Annotated in this window: 16 protein-coding genes; 13 read left to right on the top strand and 3 right to left on the bottom strand. The window is 68.9% G+C overall.

All coding sequences use genetic code 11. From position 1 onward, the window contains the following. The first annotated feature begins 94 nt into the window (after positions 1-94). The 7 genes from MHN84_RS13555 (at position 95) to MHN84_RS13525 (ending at position 7,658) form a co-directional block, all read left to right on the top strand. Positions 95-394 (top strand): hypothetical protein, encoded by a 300-nt coding sequence (locus tag MHN84_RS13555; RefSeq protein WP_241205073.1) that lies wholly within the window; start codon positions 95-97, stop codon positions 392-394. A gap of 96 nt (positions 395-490) precedes the next feature. Continuing rightward, positions 491-790, top strand: a complete 300-nt coding sequence (locus MHN84_RS13550; protein WP_241205072.1) for a hypothetical protein — start codon at positions 491-493, stop codon at positions 788-790. Between the two features lie 27 nt (positions 791-817). Beyond that, on the top strand, positions 818-3,214 hold the full coding sequence (locus MHN84_RS13545) for a lysylphosphatidylglycerol synthase transmembrane domain-containing protein (RefSeq protein ID WP_241205071.1): 2,397 nt from the start codon (positions 818-820) through the stop codon (positions 3,212-3,214). A gap of 78 nt (positions 3,215-3,292) precedes the next feature. Continuing rightward, positions 3,293-4,744: an LLM class flavin-dependent oxidoreductase gene (locus MHN84_RS13540; protein WP_241205070.1), complete on the top strand. Its 1,452-nt coding sequence runs from the start codon at positions 3,293-3,295 to the stop codon at positions 4,742-4,744. 14 nt (positions 4,745-4,758) lie between these two features. Then, on the top strand, positions 4,759-5,928 hold the full coding sequence (locus MHN84_RS13535; protein ID WP_241205069.1) for an LLM class flavin-dependent oxidoreductase: 1,170 nt from the start codon (positions 4,759-4,761) through the stop codon (positions 5,926-5,928). Continuing rightward, the gene (locus MHN84_RS13530; protein ID WP_241205068.1) at positions 5,925-7,121 is read left to right on the top strand and encodes an SfnB family sulfur acquisition oxidoreductase; all 1,197 of its coding nucleotides are present in this window, start codon (positions 5,925-5,927) and stop codon (positions 7,119-7,121) included. The genes MHN84_RS13535 and MHN84_RS13530 overlap by 4 nt, the downstream gene beginning before the upstream one ends. Positions 7,122-7,235: 114 nt before the next feature. Then, a complete protein-coding gene (locus MHN84_RS13525) occupies positions 7,236-7,658 on the top strand; it encodes a PPOX class F420-dependent oxidoreductase (RefSeq protein ID WP_241205067.1) in 423 nt (140 codons plus the stop codon). A gap of 16 nt (positions 7,659-7,674) precedes the next feature. Here MHN84_RS13525 and MHN84_RS13520 read toward each other — a convergent pair whose 3' ends face one another. Continuing rightward, entirely contained in the window at positions 7,675-7,887 is a 213-nt protein-coding gene (locus MHN84_RS13520) for a hypothetical protein (RefSeq protein ID WP_241205066.1), read from the bottom strand. Between the two features lie 157 nt (positions 7,888-8,044). Between MHN84_RS13520 and MHN84_RS13515 the strand changes: the two genes are divergently transcribed. The 5 genes from MHN84_RS13515 to MHN84_RS13495 all read left to right on the top strand — a co-directional run bounded on the left by MHN84_RS13515 (position 8,045) and on the right by MHN84_RS13495 (position 13,676). Next, complete coding sequence (locus MHN84_RS13515) at positions 8,045-8,746, top strand: M15 family metallopeptidase (protein WP_241205065.1); 702 nt, start codon at positions 8,045-8,047, stop codon at positions 8,744-8,746. An 87-nt stretch (positions 8,747-8,833) separates the two neighbouring features. Then, complete coding sequence (locus MHN84_RS13510; protein WP_241205162.1) at positions 8,834-11,080, top strand: MMPL family transporter; 2,247 nt, start codon at positions 8,834-8,836, stop codon at positions 11,078-11,080. Continuing rightward, complete coding sequence (locus MHN84_RS13505; RefSeq protein ID WP_241205064.1) at positions 11,077-12,147, top strand: type III polyketide synthase; 1,071 nt, start codon at positions 11,077-11,079, stop codon at positions 12,145-12,147. The genes MHN84_RS13510 and MHN84_RS13505 overlap by 4 nt, the downstream gene beginning before the upstream one ends. A 3-nt stretch (positions 12,148-12,150) precedes the next feature. Then, on the top strand, positions 12,151-12,654 hold the full coding sequence (locus MHN84_RS13500) for an isoprenylcysteine carboxyl methyltransferase family protein (protein WP_241205063.1): 504 nt from the start codon (positions 12,151-12,153) through the stop codon (positions 12,652-12,654). Continuing rightward, entirely contained in the window at positions 12,651-13,676 is a 1,026-nt protein-coding gene (locus MHN84_RS13495) for an FAD-dependent oxidoreductase (protein WP_241205062.1), read from the top strand. Before MHN84_RS13500 ends, MHN84_RS13495 begins: the two co-directional genes overlap by 4 nt. Here MHN84_RS13495 and MHN84_RS13490 read toward each other — a convergent pair. Continuing rightward, on the bottom strand, positions 13,662-15,500 hold the full coding sequence (locus MHN84_RS13490) for a diguanylate cyclase (protein ID WP_241205061.1): 1,839 nt from the start codon (positions 15,498-15,500) through the stop codon (positions 13,662-13,664). The genes MHN84_RS13495 and MHN84_RS13490 overlap by 15 nt on opposite strands. Before the next feature lie 115 nt (positions 15,501-15,615). On the opposite strand from MHN84_RS13490, the gene MHN84_RS13485 reads away from it, so the two are divergent. Beyond that, on the top strand, positions 15,616-18,132 hold the full coding sequence (locus tag MHN84_RS13485) for a glycogen/starch/alpha-glucan phosphorylase (protein WP_374238364.1): 2,517 nt from the start codon (positions 15,616-15,618) through the stop codon (positions 18,130-18,132). On the opposite strand, the gene MHN84_RS13480 is transcribed toward MHN84_RS13485, so the two are convergent. After that, positions 18,126-18,569 (bottom strand): MarR family winged helix-turn-helix transcriptional regulator, encoded by a 444-nt coding sequence (locus MHN84_RS13480; protein WP_241205060.1) that lies wholly within the window; start codon positions 18,567-18,569, stop codon positions 18,126-18,128. The two genes, MHN84_RS13485 and MHN84_RS13480, sit on opposite strands and share 7 nt — an antisense overlap. Positions 18,570-18,600 lie beyond the last annotated feature (31 nt).

Below are 18,600 nucleotides of genomic sequence, written 5' to 3'. Positions count from 1 at the left end.
GCGATCGCTCAATTCCTGCCAAGTGAAATGAACCCCGACTCACAGGGGTTTGACAGGTCAGATCACCAAGATCACCAACCGAAGAAGGCCGGAAATGAAGAAGTTCAGCATCACCACCGCCGCCGCAGCCGCGCTCATCGCCGGCGTCCTCGGACTGGCCGCGCCCGCGCAGGCCGCCCCGACAGGTGGCAACGCCGCCGACACCATCAGCTCGCTGGAGGCCCAGGGCCTGCGCGTCGTCGTGACCCGTCAATCCAGCACGCCGCTGGACAAGGCGTCGGTCGTGTCCGTCACTCGCGGTCCGGCGATTCCACAGAGCGTGCCGTTCGCAACCTCGCAGGGCGACAACAGCCGCACGGTCCGCAGCCAGACCGTCTACGTCACGGTCCGGTAACCGCGTGACATCAGATCAGGGGCGCCTTCGAACCGGAGGCGCCCCTGACTCGTGTATGGGGTGGCAATACCCGCACCACCTGAGAAGAGCACTCCCATGACCCGACCTTCGCTCCTGGCCATCGGCACCGTCACTCTCGCGGCGGCACTGAGCCTGGCTGCACCCGCCGTTGCCGCACCGACCGGCGCAGGCCGCGCCGACACGGCCATCATGGCCCTCGAGGATCAGGGCAACCGCGTCGTCGTCACCCGGCTGTCGGACGCACCCCTCGACGAGGCCTCGATCGTGTCGATCACCCACGGACCCGTCGTGCGTCAGGGCGTTCCGTTCGCGACGTCGCAGGGTGACAACTTCCGCTCGATCGCCAACCAGACCGTCTACGTCACCGTCAGGTGATCGGCCAGCCGCTATGATCGGTGGGCCATGCGCGTTGACGGGCGGGACATCGTTGTCTCGGGAGATCTGCTCCAACCGCTGACCCGGCGCACCAACGACATTCTGCGGCTCGTCTCGGCCGGCGCCTTTCTCGTGATCGTGGTGACCAGCTCGCTGATCACTCGATACGAATGGGAAGCGCTGGAACGCTCGATCTCCGAGATCGTCGGCGTCCTGAGCCCCACGCAGTCCAACACCGTCTATCTGGTCTATGGCATCGCGATCGTCGCGCTGCCGTTCATGATCCTGATCGGCCTCGTCCTCGCGCGGCAATGGAAGATGCTCGGCGCGTACGCCGCGGCGGGCATCATCGCGATTCTGTCGTTGTCCATCACCGGCAACGGCATTGCCGCGCCGCGTTGGCATTTCGACCTCACCGATCGTCTCGACACCGTGGCGTCGCAGTTCCTCGACGACCCCCGGTGGATCGCGATGCTCGCCGCGGTGCTGACGGTGTCGGGGCCGTGGCTGCCGGCCCGGTGGCGACGGTGGTGGTGGACGCTGCTGCTGGCGTTCGTCCCGATCCACCTCGTGGTGAGCGCGGTGGTGCCGGCCCGGTCGCTGCTCGGGCTGGCTGTCGGCTGGTTCGTCGGCGCCCTCGTGGTGTTGGTGGTCGGCACCCCGGCGCTCGAGGTTCCGCTCGACGGTGCGGCACGGGCGATGGCACGACGCGGTTTCCGGGTGTCGGCGCTGCAGGTGGTGCGACCCGCCGGGCGTGGCCCCATGCTGCTGCACGCCACCCAGGACCGTGGCACCGATCGCGCCGACCCCGACGAGGGCATGGCGATCGTCGAGCTCTACGGGCCGCATCAGCGCGGCGGCGGCTTCCTGCGCCAGTTCTGGCGGAAGCTGCGGCTGCGCGACAGCGAAACCGCCCCGTTGCAGACCTCGATGCGCCGCGCGATCGAGCATCGAGCGCTGATGGCCATCGCGGTCGGTGATGTGGGGCTGGCCAACACCGCCCCGATCGCCGTGTCTGCGCTGGAGCGCGGTTGGACGCTGTACGCCCACCGGCCTGCGCAGGGCACCCCGATCGACGAATGCGCCGCCGACACGCCGGTCGCCCGGCTGTGGGACGCGTTGGCAGTCCTGCACAGTCAGCAGATCTCGCACGGCGATCTGCGCAGCAAGGAAATCACGGTCGCCGACGGCGCGCCCCTGTTCGGTGGGTTCGGTCTCGCCGAGTACGGCGCATCAGAAGCGCACCTGCACAACGACATCGCGCAGCTTCTGGTCACCACCACCGATCTGTACGGCGCCGACAAGGCGGTGGCCGCGGCGATCACCGTCTTCGGCAACGACGCCGTGCTCGCGGCGTCCCGCCGGCTCACCAAAACCGCCATGCACCAACGTGTTCGACAGTCGGTGAGCGACCCGTCGCAGGCGATGGCGAGTGCGCGCGACGAGGTCAAGCGCCAGACCGGTGCCGATCAGATCACGACGGCGACGATCACCCGCTTCACCCGCAGCCAGCTGATCCAGACCGTGCTGTTGGTCGCCCTCGTCTATGTCGCCTATCCGTTCATCAGCTCGGTGCCGGTGTTCTTCGCCGAGTTGAGTTCGGCCAATTGGTGGTGGGCCCTGGCCGGACTCGCGGTGTCGGCGCTGAAGTACCTGGGGGCGGGCGCGGCGCTGTGGGCCTGCGCCGACGGTCTGGTCAGCTATCGGAATCTGGCCGTCATGCAGGTCGCGAACACCTTCGCGGCGACGACGACACCGGCCGGGGTGGGCGGACTGGCGCTGAGTACCCGGTTCCTGCAGAAGGGCGGGTTGGGCGCGCTGCGGGCGACGACGGCGGTGGCGCTGCAGCAGTCGGTGCAGGTGCTGACCCACGTCAGCCTGCTGATCCTGTTCAGCGCGGCGGCCGGGGCGTCGGCGAATCTGTCCCGGTTCGTGCCCAGCGCCACCGTGCTGTACCTGATCGCCGGCGCAGCGCTCGGTGCGGTCGGCGTGTTCCTGTTCGTGCCCAAGCTCCGGCGCTGGCTCGCCACCGCGGTGCGGCCGCGGCTCAAGGAGGTCATCGACGATCTCATCGAGCTCGCACGCGAACCCAAGCGGCTGGCACTGATCGTGCTGGGTTGTGCCGCAACGACTCTGGGTGCGGCATTGGCCCTGTGGGCGAGCATCGAGGCGTTCGGCGGCGACACCAGCTTCGTCACCGTCACGATCGTCACGATGGTCGGCGGCACGCTCGCCTCGGCGGCGCCGACCCCCGGCGGCGTGGGCGCGGTGGAGGCGGCCCTGATCGGCGGGCTGGCCGCGTTCGGTGTGCCCGCCGCGGTGGCGGTGCCCTCGGTGCTGCTGTACCGCATCCTGACGTGCTGGCTGCCGGTGTTCATCGGCTGGCCCATCATGCGCTGGCTCACCCGCCGCGACATGATCTGACGCGAAACCCACCGCGGAATCAGAATCGCGGTGAGACAAACCCATGCCCGCCGAGCCGAAACTCGGCACCCTTTCGCAGTGACCCGTGTGATCCGCTTCAACGCCTTCGACATGAACTGCGTCGCCCACCAGTCCCCCGGCCTGTGGAAACACCCGGAGGATCAGTCGGCTCGGTACAAGGACCTGACCTACTGGACCGAACTCGCCCGCCTGCTCGAGCGCGGCCGCTTCGACGGGCTGTTCATCGCCGACGTCCTGGGCACTTACGACGTCTACGGCGCGAGCGACGAGGCGGCGATCCGGCAGGCCGCCCAGGTGCCGGTCAACGATCCGCTGCTGCTGGTGTCCGCGATGGCGTACGTCACCGAGCACCTCGGATTCGGCATCACGACGGGCACCGGCTTCGAGCACCCCTATCCGTTCGCCCGCCGCCTGTCCACGCTCGACCACCTCACCGGCGGCCGCGTCGGCTGGAACGTCGTGACGGGCTACCTACCCTCCGCTGCCCGCAACATGGGGCAGACCGATCAGCCCGCGCACGATGCCCGCTACGACCATGCCGACGAATACCTCGAGGTGCTCTACAAGCTGTGGGAGGGGTCCTGGGAGGACGACGCCGTGGTGCGCGACGCCGCCCGCGGGGTGTTCACCGATCCGGCCAAGGTCCACCACATCGGCCACGACGGAACCCATTTCCGTGTCCCCGGCATTCATCTGAGTGAGCCGTCTCCGCAGCGCACGCCGGTCATCTATCAGGCCGGGTCGTCCCCGCGCGGGGTCCGGTTCGCCGCCGAGAACGCCGAAGCCATCTTCACCGCCGCGCCCACCAAGGCGATCCTGCGCGACACGGTGTCGACCATCCGCCGCGAACTCGAGATCGCCGGCCGAGACCCGTATTCGGTGAAGATCTTCAACCTGTCGACCATCGTCACCGCCGCCACCGACGAGGAGGCCCACGCCCGGCACGCCGAATACCTCTCCTACGGGGACCCGGAAGGCGCGCTCGTGTTCATGTCGGGGTGGATGGGCGTCGACCTGGCCCGGTACGGGTTCGACGAGCCGGTCGGCAACGTCGACTCGAATGCGATCCTCTCCGCGGTCAAGGCCTTCCAGTCCGCCGACCCCGACGGCCGCGAGTGGGCGATCCGCGACATCGCCGAGTGGGGCAAGATCGGCGGCCTCGGCCCGCGCTTCGTGGGATCGGGCGCCCGCGTGGCGGATTCGCTGCAGGAGTGGGTGGAGGAGACCGACGTCGACGGGTTCAACCTCGCCTACGCGATCACGCCCGGATCGTTCGCCCAGTTCATCGACCACGTCGTGCCCGTGTTGACCGCGCGCGGCGCCTACCAGGAGAACTACACGCCGGGTACGCTGCGCCACAAGCTCAATGGCGCCGGTGACCGGCTGCCCGCCGAGCATCGGGGGGCCTCCTACCGGGTGGGCGGTGCCCGCTCGACGATCATCGACCGGCCGTCCACCCTTCCCTCCTCGTCGGCCTCCGTCGCGGCCCAACCTGCCCGCGGCCGCTGAAAGGATCTCTCCCAATGTCATCGAGCCTGCACTGGTTCCTGCCCACCTACGGCGACAGCCGTCTGATCGTCGGAGGTGGCCACGGCACGCCGGCCGGCGCCGCGCACAGCGACCGCGACGCCTCGATCGACTATCTTGCCTCGATCGTGCGTGCCGCCGAATCCTTCGGCTTCACCGGCGCGTTGATCCCGACCGGCGCCTGGTGTGAGGACGCGTTCGTCACCGCGGCCCTACTGGCCCGGGAGACGACGTCGTTGGCGTTCCTGGTCGCGTTCCGGCCGGGACTGGTGAGCCCCACATTGTCGGCGCAGATGGCCGCGACCTTCGCCCGCCACGCGCCGGGGCGTCTGCTGCTCAACGTGGTCGTCGGCGGAGAAGCCCACGAGCAGCGGTCGTTCGGCGACTTCCTGGACAAGGACGCCCGCTATCAGCGGTGTGACGAGTTCCTCGAGGTGGTCCGTCGCCTGTGGGGCGGGGAAACGGTGACGCTCGAGGGCGAGCACATCCGCGTCGACGAGGCCGCGTTGGCGACGCTGCCGGACCCGGTGCCGCCGTTGTACTTCGGCGGCAGCTCCGCAGCCGCGGGTCCCGTGGCCGCCAAGCACGCCGATGTGTATCTCACATGGGGCGAGCCGCCGGCTGCGGTCGCCGAGAAGATCGGATGGATTCGCAAGCTCGCCGCCGACGAGGGCCGCCCCGTGCGCTTCGGCATCCGCCTGCACACCATCTCACGCGACACGGCCGACGAGGCGTGGCAGCAGGCCGACCGGTTGGTGGCCGCGCTCGACGAGGAGACAGTGCGTAAAGCGCAGGAAGGCCTGCATCGCAGCCAGTCCGAGGGACAGAAGCGGATGCTGGCGTTGCACGAAGAACATCGCAGCAACGGAAACTGGCACGACGCACGGTCATTGGAAGTGGCGCCCAATCTGTGGGCAGGCGTTGGCTTGGTCCGCGGTGGCGCGGGCACCGCATTGGTGGGTAGCCACCAGGAGGTGGCCGATCGCATCGCCGAGTACGCCGAGGTGGGTATCGACGAGTTCATCTTCTCCGGCTACCCGCATTTGGAGGAGCTCTACTGGTTCGGCGAGGGTGTGGTGCCGATCCTGCGTGACCGGGGCTTGTTCACCGCGACGACCAAAAACACTGCAGCCCCCTCGATCCCGTTCGTGGGAGCCAGTCGGTGATCACGTCCGTCGACGACGTTCTGCCCGTTGCTCGATCCCTGGCCGAGGACATCGCCGCCGGTGCGTCGGAGCGCGATGCCCAGCGCGCGCTGCCACACACCGAGATCAAGGCCTTGAAGGACTCCGGCCTGCTGGCCATCACGGTCCCGAAGCAGTGCGGTGGGATCGCCGCCCCGGCGACTGTCGTGGCCGAGGTGTTCCGCCTCCTCGCCCACGCCGACCCGTCGCTGGCACAGATCCCGCACTCGCACTTCACGTTCCTCGAGGCGCTCAGACTCCAGGGCACGGTCGCACAGCACGAACGGTTCTTCGGCGAGGTGCTCGCCGGTGCGCTGGTCGCCAACGCGCAGAGCGAACGGGGTCCGCACCCGATCGATGTGGACGCGACGACGCTGACGCCCCGCCCCGGCGGGGATTACGTGCTGTCGGGCCGCAAGTTCTACAGCACCGGGGCGTTGTTCGCCGACTGGGTCGTGGTGCGAGCATCATGCGGCGACGGCTCCGGCAAGGTGCCGGTGGCGTCGACACCGAAGGCGGTCGCGTTCGTGCCGCACGACGCCCCAGGGCTCGACATCGTCGACGACTGGGACGGGATGGGGCAGCGCACCACGGCCTCGGGGACCGTGACGCTCGACGACGTGGTCGTGCCGGCAGCGCACGTCGTGCCGTTCAGTCCGATCTTCTCGAGGCCGACCACCTACGGCGCACGGGCGCAGTTGTGGCACAGCGCCATCGACGTCGGCATCGCCACCGGCGCGCTCGAAGCGGGAGTCCGTCAGGCCGGCCGCGCCAGGGCGCACTTCGAGGCTCGGGTGCCCGTAGCCGTCGAGGATCCGACGGTGATCAACGCAGCCGGCGAACTCGCCGTCACGGTCCGCGCCGCCCAAGCGTTGCTCGTCGAGGCGGCCCGCCGCGTCGACGAGGCGACAGCGCATCTGACCGAGGAGTCGGCCGCCGAAGCGTCGGTGGCGGTGGCGGCCGCCAAGGTGGGCGCGGTCCGCGCGGCCCTGGCCGCATCCAACGGGCTGTTCGAATTGGGCGGAACCCGGAGCGCATCCGCATCGGACAATCTGTCGCGGTTCTGGCGCGATGCGCGCACGCACACGCTGCACGATCCGACGCGGTGGAAGCTGCAGCACATTGGCCGCTACACGCTGAGCGGCACGCTGCCGCCGCGGCACGGGCAGATCTGAGTCGACGCCAGTCGAGGGGTCGTGCAGCGAGCAGGCGCCCCGTGGGCCGGTTGTCCGGCGACTCCGTGGGTACAGACCGAGGGAGCGATCGTCGCGCCCGCAAAGGAGTCCATCATGTCGTCGTCCCTGTCCGACCAGGCCAAGGAGATGCTGGCCAAGGCGAACCCCGCGGTGATCAGCACGGTGCGCTCCGACGGCCAACCGGTGTCGGCGGCCACCTGGTACCTGCTGCGTGGCGACGAGATCCTGGTCAACATGGATGAGGGACGAGTCCGCCTGCAGCACATGAGGAAGGACCCCCGGGTCTCGCTGACGGTGCTGGACTCCGACGACTGGTACACCCACGTCACCGTCATCGGTCGCGTCACCCGGATGTACGACGACGACGGACTCGCCGACATCGACGCACTCTCGCGGCGCTACAGCGGTCAGGAGTATCCGCAGCGGGACCGCCGGCGGGTCAGTGCCGTCATCGAGGTCGACCGGGTGCACGGCTGGGGGTCGCAGAAGAACAACGACCAGCCCGACGGCCGCTGAACGGGCCGAACCGGGCCTAGCAGAGGGCGCCGGCGAACACGGCTCCGGTCACCAGCGCGACGAGAATCGCGACCGTCGGCAAGCCGCTGGACAGCGCGAGGACCACGCCGGCGATCCCGGCGATGAGCACCGTCGCCATCACGAACCCGATCAGCCAGTTGACCGGGTGCGCGGCGCGGGCCGGCTTCAACTCCTGCGGGACCATCGCGCCGTCGCCGATTCCGGCCATGTTCGTCCTCCTTGTGATGACGGACACAATATAACGCCACAATGGCCGAAATCACAGTTTTGACCGGCACACGGCGGTGCCGAAAGGTCAACGAACCAAAGCGATTAGGTGGGCTAACCGCCCTCCAGCGTTGGGTAGGTTCGCTGATGTGCGACTGATGACACTCGTCGTGGCGGCCGCCGTGACGGCCGCCTCGGTGCAGTGTGCGCCACCTCCCCCGCCTGCCCCGCAGTCCGCGGCGCCAGCACCAGCACCGACCCGGGCGACCACGACGACCACGACCACGACGTCAGGGTCCCGGCCCGCCACCGTCAGTCCCGTCAGCGCCGCTGACCTCGGCGCGAGCTGGCGGCCGGGCTGCCCGGTGTCCCCCGATCAGTTGCGTCGCGTCGACCTGGACCACTGGGGTTACGACGGCCGCCTGCACCGCGGCGAGTTGGTGGTCGACGCCGAGATCACCGACGCGGTCATCGACCTGTTCGGCCGTCTCGCGGCGCTGCGATTCCCGATCGAGAAGATGCGCACCCCCGATCGCTATCCCGGCGCCGAGGACGAGCTGTCGATGCGCGACAACAACACCTCGGCGTTCAACTGCCGCGGCATCCCCGGGTCCACCAGCTGGTCCTGGCACGCCTACGGCCGCGCCGTCGACATCAATCCGCTCGTCAATCCCTACGTCGACGCGCGTGGCCACGTCGAACCGGCCACCGGGACGCCCTGGCTGGACCGGACCCGACGCGACGTCGGCATGCTGCACGACGGCGACCCGGCCGTGGAGGTCTTCCTGAGCAGCGGCTGGAGCTGGGGCGGGCATTGGCGCACACCGCTGGACTACCAGCACTTCGAGCTACCGAGATGACTTAGGTCACAAATTCTTCGAAACCGTGAACCGGACGGCCGGCCCCGTCGTGTCCTGTCCAGGCCCTCGATCGGACAGGAGACGAACCTGCTGACCCGTATCGCCTCGTTCGCCCTCACCGCCCCGCGCCGGATCGTGGCCACCGCAGCTGTCCTCACCGCGTTGCTGGCGATCGTCGGTGTGCCGGTCGCGACGCAGCTCTCGCCCAGCGGCTTCGTCGATCCTGGCTCGGAGTCGGCCCGCGCGTCGCGCACCCTCGCCGACACTTTCGGTCAGGGCGACGTCTCGATGGTCATCGTGGTGTCCTCACCCGCCGGCGTCGACAGCCCGGCCGCCCGCCGGACCGGCGAACGCATCGCCGCGCAGGTGAGCCGCGATCCCCATGTCGCCACGGTGTCGTCGGCCTGGACCGCTCCGCCCTCGGCCGCGACCGATCTGGTCAGCCGGGACCGCACCGCCGGACTCGTCGTCGTCGGCATCACGGGCACCGAAGCCGAGCAGCAGAGTTACGCCACGCAGATCGACGAGCAGGTCACCCGCGACGTCCCCGACGGCGTCAGCGTGCGAACCGGCGGCACCGCGATGGTCAACGTGCAGATCACCGAGCATTCGCAGCGCGATCTGCTTCTGATGGAGGGGCTGGCGATCCCGCTCAGCTTCCTGGTCCTGGTGTGGGTGTTCGGCGGTCTGCTGGCCGCGGCTCTGCCCGTCGCGATCGGGGTGATGGCGATCGTCGGCGCGCTCGCCGTGCTGCGGGCCGTCACGGTGTTCACCGATGTGTCGATCTTCGCGCTGAACCTCGCCACCGCGATGGGTCTAACACTCGCCATCGACTACACGCTGCTGATCCTGAGCCGGTATCGCGACGAGCTCGCGGCAGGCGCCGATCGGGGACAGGCCATCCGGACCACGCTCAGCACCGCCGGACGCACCGTGGTCTTCTCGGCCACGACGGTGGCGCTCTCGATGTCGGTGATGGTGCTGTTCCCGATGCACTTCCTCAAGTCGTTCGCCTATGCGGGCGTGGCGACGGTCGCGTTCGCCGCGGCGTCGGCGGTGATCGTCACCCCGGCGGCGCTGGTGCTGCTCGGTGATCGGCACGCCGCACTGGACGTCCGCCGCCTCGCGCGCCGGGTGTTGCGCCGGCCCGAGCCCACGCCCGTCCCGGTGCAGCACCGCTTCTGGTACCGCTGCGCGAAAGCCGTGATGCGCCGCGCTGTGCCTCTCGGCCTGGCGGTCGTCCTGCTGCTGGTCGTCGCGGGCCTGCCGTTCCTCGGCGTGCGGTGGGGCTTCCCCGACGATCGCGTACTCCCCCGATCCTCGTCGGCCCACCAGGTGGGAGACCAGCTGCGCGACGAGTTCGCCGAGAACACCGACACCGCAGTCACTGTCGTACTCCCCGACACCCGCGGGCTGGGTCGGGCGGAACTGTCCACCTACGCCACCGAGCTGTCCCTGGTGCCCGACGTCGTGGCGGTCTCGGCGCCCACCGGCACCTACGTCGACGGACGCGCCGCCGGCCCGCCGTCCGCTCCGACCGGTGAGCGCGACGGCGCCGTGTATCTCACGGTGGCCAGCAGCGCGCCACTGTTCTCCGACGCTTCGGAGACCCAGCTGGACCGGTTGGAGGCGGTGCCGGGTCCGGGCGGGCGCGCTGTCGAGCTCACCGGTACGGCCGCGGCCAACCGGGACAGCGTCGCCGCGATCACCTCGACTCTGCCCCTGGTGCTCGGCCTGATCGGCGTGATCATGTTCGTGCTCCTGTTCCTGCTCACCGGAAGTCTCGTCGTTCCGCTGAAAGCCCTTGTGTTGAACGTTCTCTCACTGAGTGCCGCGTTCGGTGCGCTCGTCTGGGTGTTCCAGGACGGCCATCTCGGCGGGCTCGGCACCACTCCGACCGGCACGCTGATCGCGAACATGCCCGTGCTGTTGTTCTGCATCGCGTTCGGCCTGTCCATGGACTACGAGGTGTTCCTGGTCGCCCGCATCCGCGAGATCTGGTTGCGCACGGGAGATTCCGATGAGTCGGTGGCATTGGGTATCGCCTACACGGGGCGCATCATCACCGCCGCGGCGCTGATCATGTCGATTTCGTTCGCGGCGTTGATCGCCGCCAGCACCTCGGTCATGAGAATGTTCGGCCTGGGCCTGACGCTGGCGGTGTTGGCCGATGCGACGCTGGTGCGCATGGTGGCGGTACCCGCATTCATGCGCTTGATGGGGGGCTGGAACTGGTGGGCCCCGCAGTGGCTCAACCGGATTCATCGCCGTCTCGGCTTCGCCGAGGGATCGGCGGAGCCTTGTCGAGAACCCACGGAACGGATAGCCCCATGAGCCCTGTCAGTGTCATCGCCGGCGTCGCCGGCGCCCTGCCGGCACATCGCCACAGCCAGCAGGAGGTCACCGAGGCATTTCTCGCGATGCCCGCGTTCGCCGACTGCGCTGACATCGTGCGTGCTCTGCACGACCACGCCAAGGTGGCGAGCCGGCATTTCGTGCTGCCCCTCGACAGGTATGCGGCGCTGCGGGACTTCGGCGAGGCCAACGACATCTACCTCGAGCACGCCGCCGACCTCGCCTGCGAGGCCCTGACCGCGGCGCTGGACGAGGCAGGTCTGCGCGGTGCCGATCTCGACATGATCATGACCACGACGGTGACGGGCATCGCGGTGCCCTCGCTGGATGCCCGCATCGCGACACGACTGGGGTTGCGGACCGACGTGCGCCGGGTGCCGTTGTTCGGACTCGGCTGTGTCGCGGGCGCGGCCGGGATCGCCCGCATGCATGACTATCTGCGCGGCGCACCCGGGCACGCCGCCGCGCTGGTCTCGGTCGAGCTGTGCTCCTTGACGATCCCGGCCGCCGAACCGACGATGGCCAGTCTGGTGGGCAGTGCGTTGTTCGGCGACGGTGCGGCCGCGGTGGTCGCGGTCGGTGAGGACCGGGCCGGCCGTCTCGACCCGCACGGTCCGGAGGTGATCGACTCCCGCAGCCGGTTGTACCCCGACTCGCTGGACACCATGGGGTGGCGGGTGGGGGGCAACGGCTTGGCGCTCGTGCTGTCGGCGAACCTGCCCGACCTCATCGACCGGCACCTCGCCGACGACGTGACCGCGTTTCTCGGCATCCACGATCTGCACGTCGACGACATCGCCGCCTGGGTGTCACATCCCGGCGGGCCCAAGGTGATCGAGGCGATCACCGCGGCTCTCGCTCTCACACCGGACGCGCTGGAGTTGACGTGGCGCTCGCTTGCCGAGGTGGGCAACCTGTCCTCGTCGTCGGTCCTGCACGTGCTGCGCGACACCATCGCGAAGAAGCCGCCGGCCGGCCGGCCGGGCCTGCTGATGGCGATGGGACCGGGCTTCTGCGCGGAGTTCGTGCTGCTGGGTTGGCGGTGAACTGTGCCGGCCTACACACTGTTGATCGTCGCCATTGCCCTGGAGCGGATCGCTGAACTTGTTGTCTCGCAACGCAATCTGCGCTACAGCCGGGAGCGCGGCGGCGTGGAGTACGGGGCGGGCCACTATCCGGTGATGGTGGCGCTGCACACCGCCCTGCTGGCCGCCTGCCTGCTCGAGGCGGCGCACCGGGAGTTCCTGCCCGCACTGGGGTGGCCGATGTTCGGTGTCGTGCTGGCCGCGCAGGGGTTGCGATGGTGGTGCATCGGCACCCTGGGCCGCCAGTGGAACACCCGGGTGGTCGTGGTGCCGGGTGCGGCCCGGGTCTCTGGTGGCCCCTACCGATACCTCGCCCACCCCAACTACGTCGCCGTCGTCGCCGAAGGCATCGCGCTGCCGCTGGTGCACACCGCCTGGATCACCGCGCTGGCGTTCACCGCTCTCAACGCGGTCCTGCTCCACACCCGGATCACCTGTGAGAACCGGGCTCTGGAGCGGCTCACGTGATCGACCTGGCGGTCGTCGGCGGCGGGCCCGCGGGCCTGGCCACGGCGCTCGCGGCGGCCCGTCACGGACTGGAGACCGTGGTGGTGGAGCGACGGCAGGCCCCGATCGACAAAGCGTGCGGCGAAGGGTTGATGCCGCACACCGTGCGTCATCTCGCCGCGCTCGGTGTGCACCCCGGCGGGGTGCCGTTTCACGGCGTCGCCTACCTCGACGGGCGGCGGACGGTCACGGCGACGTTCGACACCGGGCCGGGGCTCGGCGTTCGGCGCACGGGGCTGCAGCAGGCGATGTTGGACGCGGCCGTGTCGGCGGGCGTACGAATCGTCGGCGGCTCGGTCGAGACGGTCGAGCAGCACCGAGACGGTGTGTCGGTCAACGGTATTCGCGCGCGCTACCTGGCCGCCGCGGACGGGTTGCACTCACCGATCAGGGCGCAGCTGGGCCTGCACCGTGCCACCGGCGGCGGGCGGCGCCGCTGGGGCCTGACCCGCCACGTCGGCATCGCACCCTGGACCGACCACGTCGAGGTGCACTGGGCCGCCGATCCCGATGCCGGTGAGGCGTACGTGACACCGGTCGCCCGCGACTGCGTCGGGATCGCGATCCTGACTTCCCGCCGCGGTGCGTTCGACGATCATCTCGCGGCCTTTCCTGCGCTGCACGAACGCATCTCGGGATCATCGCACGGGCCCGATCGCGCCGCCGGACCCCTACGGCAGCGGGTGGTGAGCCGGGTGGCGGGCCGGGTGATGCTCGTCGGCGACGCCGCCGGGTACGTCGATGCGTTGACCGGCGAGGGACTCGGGCTCTCGTTCGCGGCGGCTCGCGCGCTGGCCGGATGCGTGGCCGCCGACCGGCCCGAGACCTATGAGCGGCTCTGGCGCCGCGCCACGCGCCGCTACCGCATGATGACGTCGATGATGCTGCACGCGAGCGCATCTCCACTGCGGCGCGCGATCGTGCCGGCCGCCCACGGCGTACCACAGGTGTTCGCCCGGGCGGTCAATCTACTCGCCGAGTAGCACCCCGCCCTCGCGATACGTCGACACCGTGTCGCGGCCCATGCTCTTGGCGGCATAGAGGGCCTTGTCGGCACGGTCGAGCAGATCGCGCACTGCCAGGTCGGCGTTGTCGAAGGTCTGCCGCCACGGGCGCAGCGTGGCCACACCGACGCTGATCGTCACGGTCCCCTTCGCGGCTCCGGCGTGCGGTATCGCCAGCGAGCGAATGGCCCTCATCAATCCTGTCGCGAAGCCGCCCGGGTCGTCGCAGCCCGCGACGACGACCGCGAACTCCTCGCCGCCGTAGCGCGCGGCGACGCACACGCTCGGGTCGGCGAGGTGGGCCAGCACGTCACTGATGCTGCGCAGGCACTCGTCGCCGGCCTGGTGACCGTAGAGATCGTTGAACGACTTGAAGTGGTCGATGTCGACGAACAGCGCGGTCACCTGCTCGCCGGCGACACAAGCCCGCAGCCACAGGTCGCCGGCACGCGTGTCCAGCCCGCGGCGGTTGGCCAGCCCGGTCAGCGGATCGGTGTTCACCATGTCGGTCAGCGATTCCTGCACCTCCCGCTCGAGCGTCACATCGCGCATGATCGCCGCGGTGAGGCCGTCTTCGGTGCGACGGCTGTGTAAGACGTACCAGCCCCACGATTCATCGGCCCGACGGACGCGGAAGGGTTCGGAGGTGCCTGGGAAAGCGGCAGGACCCGCGGCCGGAAAGCCGGCGAGGATGGCGCGGTCGTCGGGGTGGATCTGGCTCAACCACACCGATTTGGCGATGGGCCCGTCGTTGTCGTCGAGGATCTCGTGGCCCTGGCTCGCGCGGTGCAGCACGGTGCCGTCGGCGTCGACGAGGATCACCACGTCGCCGGTCAACTCCGAGATCAGCTCATAGGCCTTGTGGCTGACGTCCTCGAGGGCGACCAGCCGCATCCGGTCCTCCAGCGCGGCGGCGACGAGCACCAGCATCGTGAACGCGCCCAGGACGAACACCTGCACCGAGATCAGGGCCTGACCGGAATCGCGAAGCGACAGCGCGAAGGGACCGTAGCCGGCGAAGGTACCGCCCAACGCCATCGCCGAACCGACGGCCGTCGCAGCGAACGCGGCTGCGATGCCGGACCTGATCAGCACCAGCAGCGCGGGCAGCCCGGTCAGGAACACCAGCACGAAGCTCGACATCGTCGCCGACGCGGCGCACAACCCCACCGTGACCGCGATCATCGTCGCGAACCACACCGTCTCGCGCCAGGTGTGCCGGCGCACGTAGTGCCGCCACCGCAGCATCAGGGGCACGAGGAACGCGATGCCGACGGCCTCGGTCAGGTACCAGGCCATGGCCGCGTGCACCAACTCCCCGGGTTCGGTGCCGACCTCGCCGTTGATCACGAGCCCGGCGACACCGATCGGGCTGGCCAGGGCCGGTCCGACGTAGACGCCGTAGAGCAGGAACCGCAGCCAACTGCGCAGCGTGTCGGTGCGCCCCGTCACCCAGTCCTGGTCGCGATGCAGCATCGCCGCGCCGAACACGACCGCCGCGAGCGTCGACACCACGCCGATCTCCGGGGCGATCCCCAGCACGAGCCGTGCCGGGATGATCTGGACCGCCAGGAACGCGGACAGATAGACGGGCCACTGCCGGCGCGGCGAGGTGAGCAGGGCGACCAGCTGCGGTGCGACGGCGGGCCACACCATCGCATACGACCAGCCGTCCAGATGGACCAGCGCGCGCACGGCGAAGCACGTGATGCCGACGGCCAGGGTCCAGCCGATCAACCGGGACGGCGGGGGAACGCCGAGGGCAGCCCGACGCGTCACCTGAGGGTGTGCGCGCGTCGCCATCGGAATAGTCAACCGCGTCGATAACCGGCGCGCCAACGTTTGCGCACAACCTCGGCAGAGGTGTCGTTCACGATCAGGATTCATTGCCGAAACATGGAACCGCCACAATGGCGCGGTGACCGACCTCGTGAACGCCCCCGCCGATCAGCCGGCCCAGGTCAATCCCGGGCCGACCGGCCAGACCAGGACGGGCATGACCGCTGATGCGCTGCGCGCCGCGGTCACCGACCACCTGGTGTATTCGATCGCCCGCCCACCTGCGGTGCTGCAGCCCGAGCACTATTACCGCGCGCTGTCGCTGGCGGTGCGCGATCGGATGCAGAAGCGCTGGATGGCCACCACGCAGGATTGGTTGGATCTGTCGGCGAAGGTCACCTGCTACCTGTCGGCGGAGTTCCTGATGGGGCCGCAGCTGGGCAACAACCTGCTGAATCTGGGCATCGAGAACGAGGCGCGGCAGGCCTTGGCCGATCTCGGCCAGGACCTCGACGAGATCCTTGACTGCGAGGGCGAACCGGGGCTGGGCAACGGCGGCCTGGGGCGGCTGGCCGCGTGCTACCTGGACTCGCTGGCGACGCTGGAGCGCCCGTCGATCGGGTACGGCATCCGCTACGAGTTCGGCATCTTCACCCAGGAGATCCAGGACGGCTGGCAGGTCGAGAAGACCGACAACTGGCTCGTGCGCGGCAACCCGTGGGAGATCGACAAGCCCGATGCCAACTACCTGGTCAACTGGGGCGGGCACACCGAGACGTACGAGGATCTAGCCGGCAGGCTGCGGGTGCGGTGGGTGCCGCAGCGGGTGCTCAAAGGCGTCTCCTACGACACCCCGGTGCAGGGCTACGGCGTCAACACCTGCAACACGCTGACGCTGTGGAGTGCCCGAGCGGTCGAGTCGTTCGCCCTCGACGCCTTCAACAGCGGCGACTTCTACAGGGCGGTCGATCAGGAGGTGGTCTCCGAGACCGTCTCCAAGGTGCTCTATCCGAACGACGAGCCGGAGGCCGGGAAGCGGCTGCGCCTGCTGCAGCAGTACTTCTTCGTCACGTGTTCGCTGCAGGACATCCTCAACATCCACCTCGAACGGGCGGGTCTGCCGTTGTCGGCGCTGCCCGACAAGTGGGCGATCCAGCTCAACGACACCCACCCCTCGATCGCGGTGGCCGAGTTGATGCGCCTGCTGATCGACGAGCACCATCTGGCATGGGAGGATGCCTGGGATCTGACGGTGCGCACATTCGGCTACACCAACCACACCCTGCTGCCCGAGGCGTTGGAGACATGGCCGCTGCATCTGTTCGGCGAGGCACTGCCGCGCCACCTCCAGCTGATCTACGAGATCAACGACCGCTTTCTCGCCGAGGTGCGCGACACGTTCCCCGGTGACGAGGAACGGGTCCGCCGGATGTCGCTGATCGGGGAGGACGGCGGAAAGTCGGTGCGGATGGCGCATCTGGCCACCGTCGGCAGCCACGCGGTCAACGGTGTCGCCGCGTTGCACTCGGAACTGCTGAAATCCAGTGTGCTGAAGGATTTCTACGAGATGTGGCCGGAGCGCTTCGGCAACGTCACCAACGGCGTCACCCCCAGGCGCTTCCTCGCCCTGTCGAACCCGGGGCTGCGGGGGCTGCTCGACGAGGCGATCGGGCCCGGGTGGTTGACCGATCTGGAGCGGCTACACGGCCTGGAGTCGTTCATCGAGGATTCCTCGTTCCGGTCCCGGTGGCGAGAAGTCAAACGCGCCAACAAGTCTCGACTGGCCGAGTACGTGCACTCGACCACGGGCATCGAGCTGGATCCGCTGTGGATGTTCGACGTGCAGGTCAAGCGCATCCACGAGTACAAGCGTCAGCATCTGATGGTGCTGCACATCGTGGCGCTGTATCACCGGCTGAAGACGAACCCGGGGTTGACGATCCCGCCGCGGGTGTTCCTGTTCGGCGGCAAGGCCGCACCGGGCTACGTCATGGCCAAGCGGATCATCAAGCTGATCACCGCGGTCGGCGCGACGATCAACAACGATCCCGACGTCAACCGTTTCCTCAAAGTCGTGTTCCTGCCGAACTTCAACGTCAAGAACGCCCACCTCGTCTACCCGGCCGCGAACCTGTCCGAACAGATCTCGACCGCGGGCAAGGAGGCCTCGGGCACCGGCAACATGAAGTTCATGATCAACGGCGCGCTGACCATCGGGACACTCGACGGCGCGAACGTCGAGATCCGGCAGGAGGCAGGATCGGAGAACTTCTTCTGCTTCGGGCTCACCGAGGATCAGGTCGAAGCGGTCAAAACCGAGGGGTATCGGCCGCAGAGCTATGTGGAACGCGACCCCGAGCTGGCCGCCGTGCTGGAACTGATCGCGGCGGGCACGTTCACCCACGGCGACACCGAGGTGTTGCGCCCCGTCGTGGACAACCTGATCGCCCACGATCCGTTCCTGGTGCTCGCCGACTACCGGGCGTATGTGGACAAGCAGGCCGAGGTGTCGCGGGTGTGGCTCGACGACGAGGTGTGGACGCGGATGTCGATCCGCAACACCGCCCGTAGCGGGATGTTCTCCTCCGACCGGGCGATTCGGGAGTACTGCGACGAGATCTGGGGCGTGGGCCCGATGTCGGTCGACCTTCAGTAGAGATTGCGCTCGAGCGCGTGCATCAGCGTCAGCGCCGACGCGATGTCGTGCTCCTCCCCTGACGCCGCGAGCGCATCGCCGAGCACCCTCGCCCAGATGACGCGCAGCCGCGCCAAGTTCTCCGCGGCCTGCCGGGTCGAGCGCAACACGACCTGACGGCTGTCGGCCGGATCGGCCGATCGGCGCACCAACCCTTTGGCCTCGAGGTCGCGCAGCGCCCGACTCAGGTTGCTGCGCTGCAGCCCCGTTCCCGCGGCGACGGTGCCGGCGCTGACGTCGGGATGGTGGTCGATGTAGCGCAGCACGGTCACTTCGGTCGGCGAGAGTTCGACGATGCCGGGGTCCGCCGCGGCCTGTGACTTGATTGCGCGCGCGACGGCCATGACGACGTCGGCGAGGTCCGCGAGCTGCTCACCGCGGGGCTGTCGGGCTTGCACGACACCACCATACCTGATATTTATTGATTGA

This window comes from Mycobacterium sp. PSTR-4-N, assembly GCF_022348085.1.
In the GTDB taxonomy this organism is placed as follows: domain Bacteria; phylum Actinomycetota; class Actinomycetes; order Mycobacteriales; family Mycobacteriaceae; genus Mycobacterium.
Note: the sequence above shows the minus strand (reverse complement) of the source record. Positions and strands in the feature narration are given on the sequence as shown.

Excerpts from the sequence above, each read along its gene's own strand:
- MHN84_RS13550 (WP_241205072.1), top strand. The coding sequence starts at position 491 with ATGACCCGACCTTCGCTCCTGGCCATCGGCACCGTCACTCTCGCGGCG.
- MHN84_RS13525 (WP_241205067.1), top strand. The coding sequence starts at position 7,236 with ATGTCGTCGTCCCTGTCCGACCAGGCCAAGGAGATGCTGGCCAAGGCG.
- MHN84_RS13515 (WP_241205065.1), top strand. The coding sequence starts at position 8,045 with ATGACACTCGTCGTGGCGGCCGCCGTGACGGCCGCCTCGGTGCAGTGT.
- MHN84_RS13555 (WP_241205073.1), top strand. The coding sequence starts at position 95 with ATGAAGAAGTTCAGCATCACCACCGCCGCCGCAGCCGCGCTCATCGCC.
- MHN84_RS13490 (WP_241205061.1), bottom strand. The coding sequence starts at position 15,500 with ATGGCGACGCGCGCACACCCTCAGGTGACGCGTCGGGCTGCCCTCGGC.
- MHN84_RS13545 (WP_241205071.1), top strand. The coding sequence starts at position 818 with ATGCGCGTTGACGGGCGGGACATCGTTGTCTCGGGAGATCTGCTCCAA.
- MHN84_RS13520 (WP_241205066.1), bottom strand. The coding sequence starts at position 7,887 with ATGGCCGGAATCGGCGACGGCGCGATGGTCCCGCAGGAGTTGAAGCCG.
- MHN84_RS13505 (WP_241205064.1), top strand. The coding sequence starts at position 11,077 with ATGAGCCCTGTCAGTGTCATCGCCGGCGTCGCCGGCGCCCTGCCGGCA.
- MHN84_RS13535 (WP_241205069.1), top strand. The coding sequence starts at position 4,759 with ATGTCATCGAGCCTGCACTGGTTCCTGCCCACCTACGGCGACAGCCGT.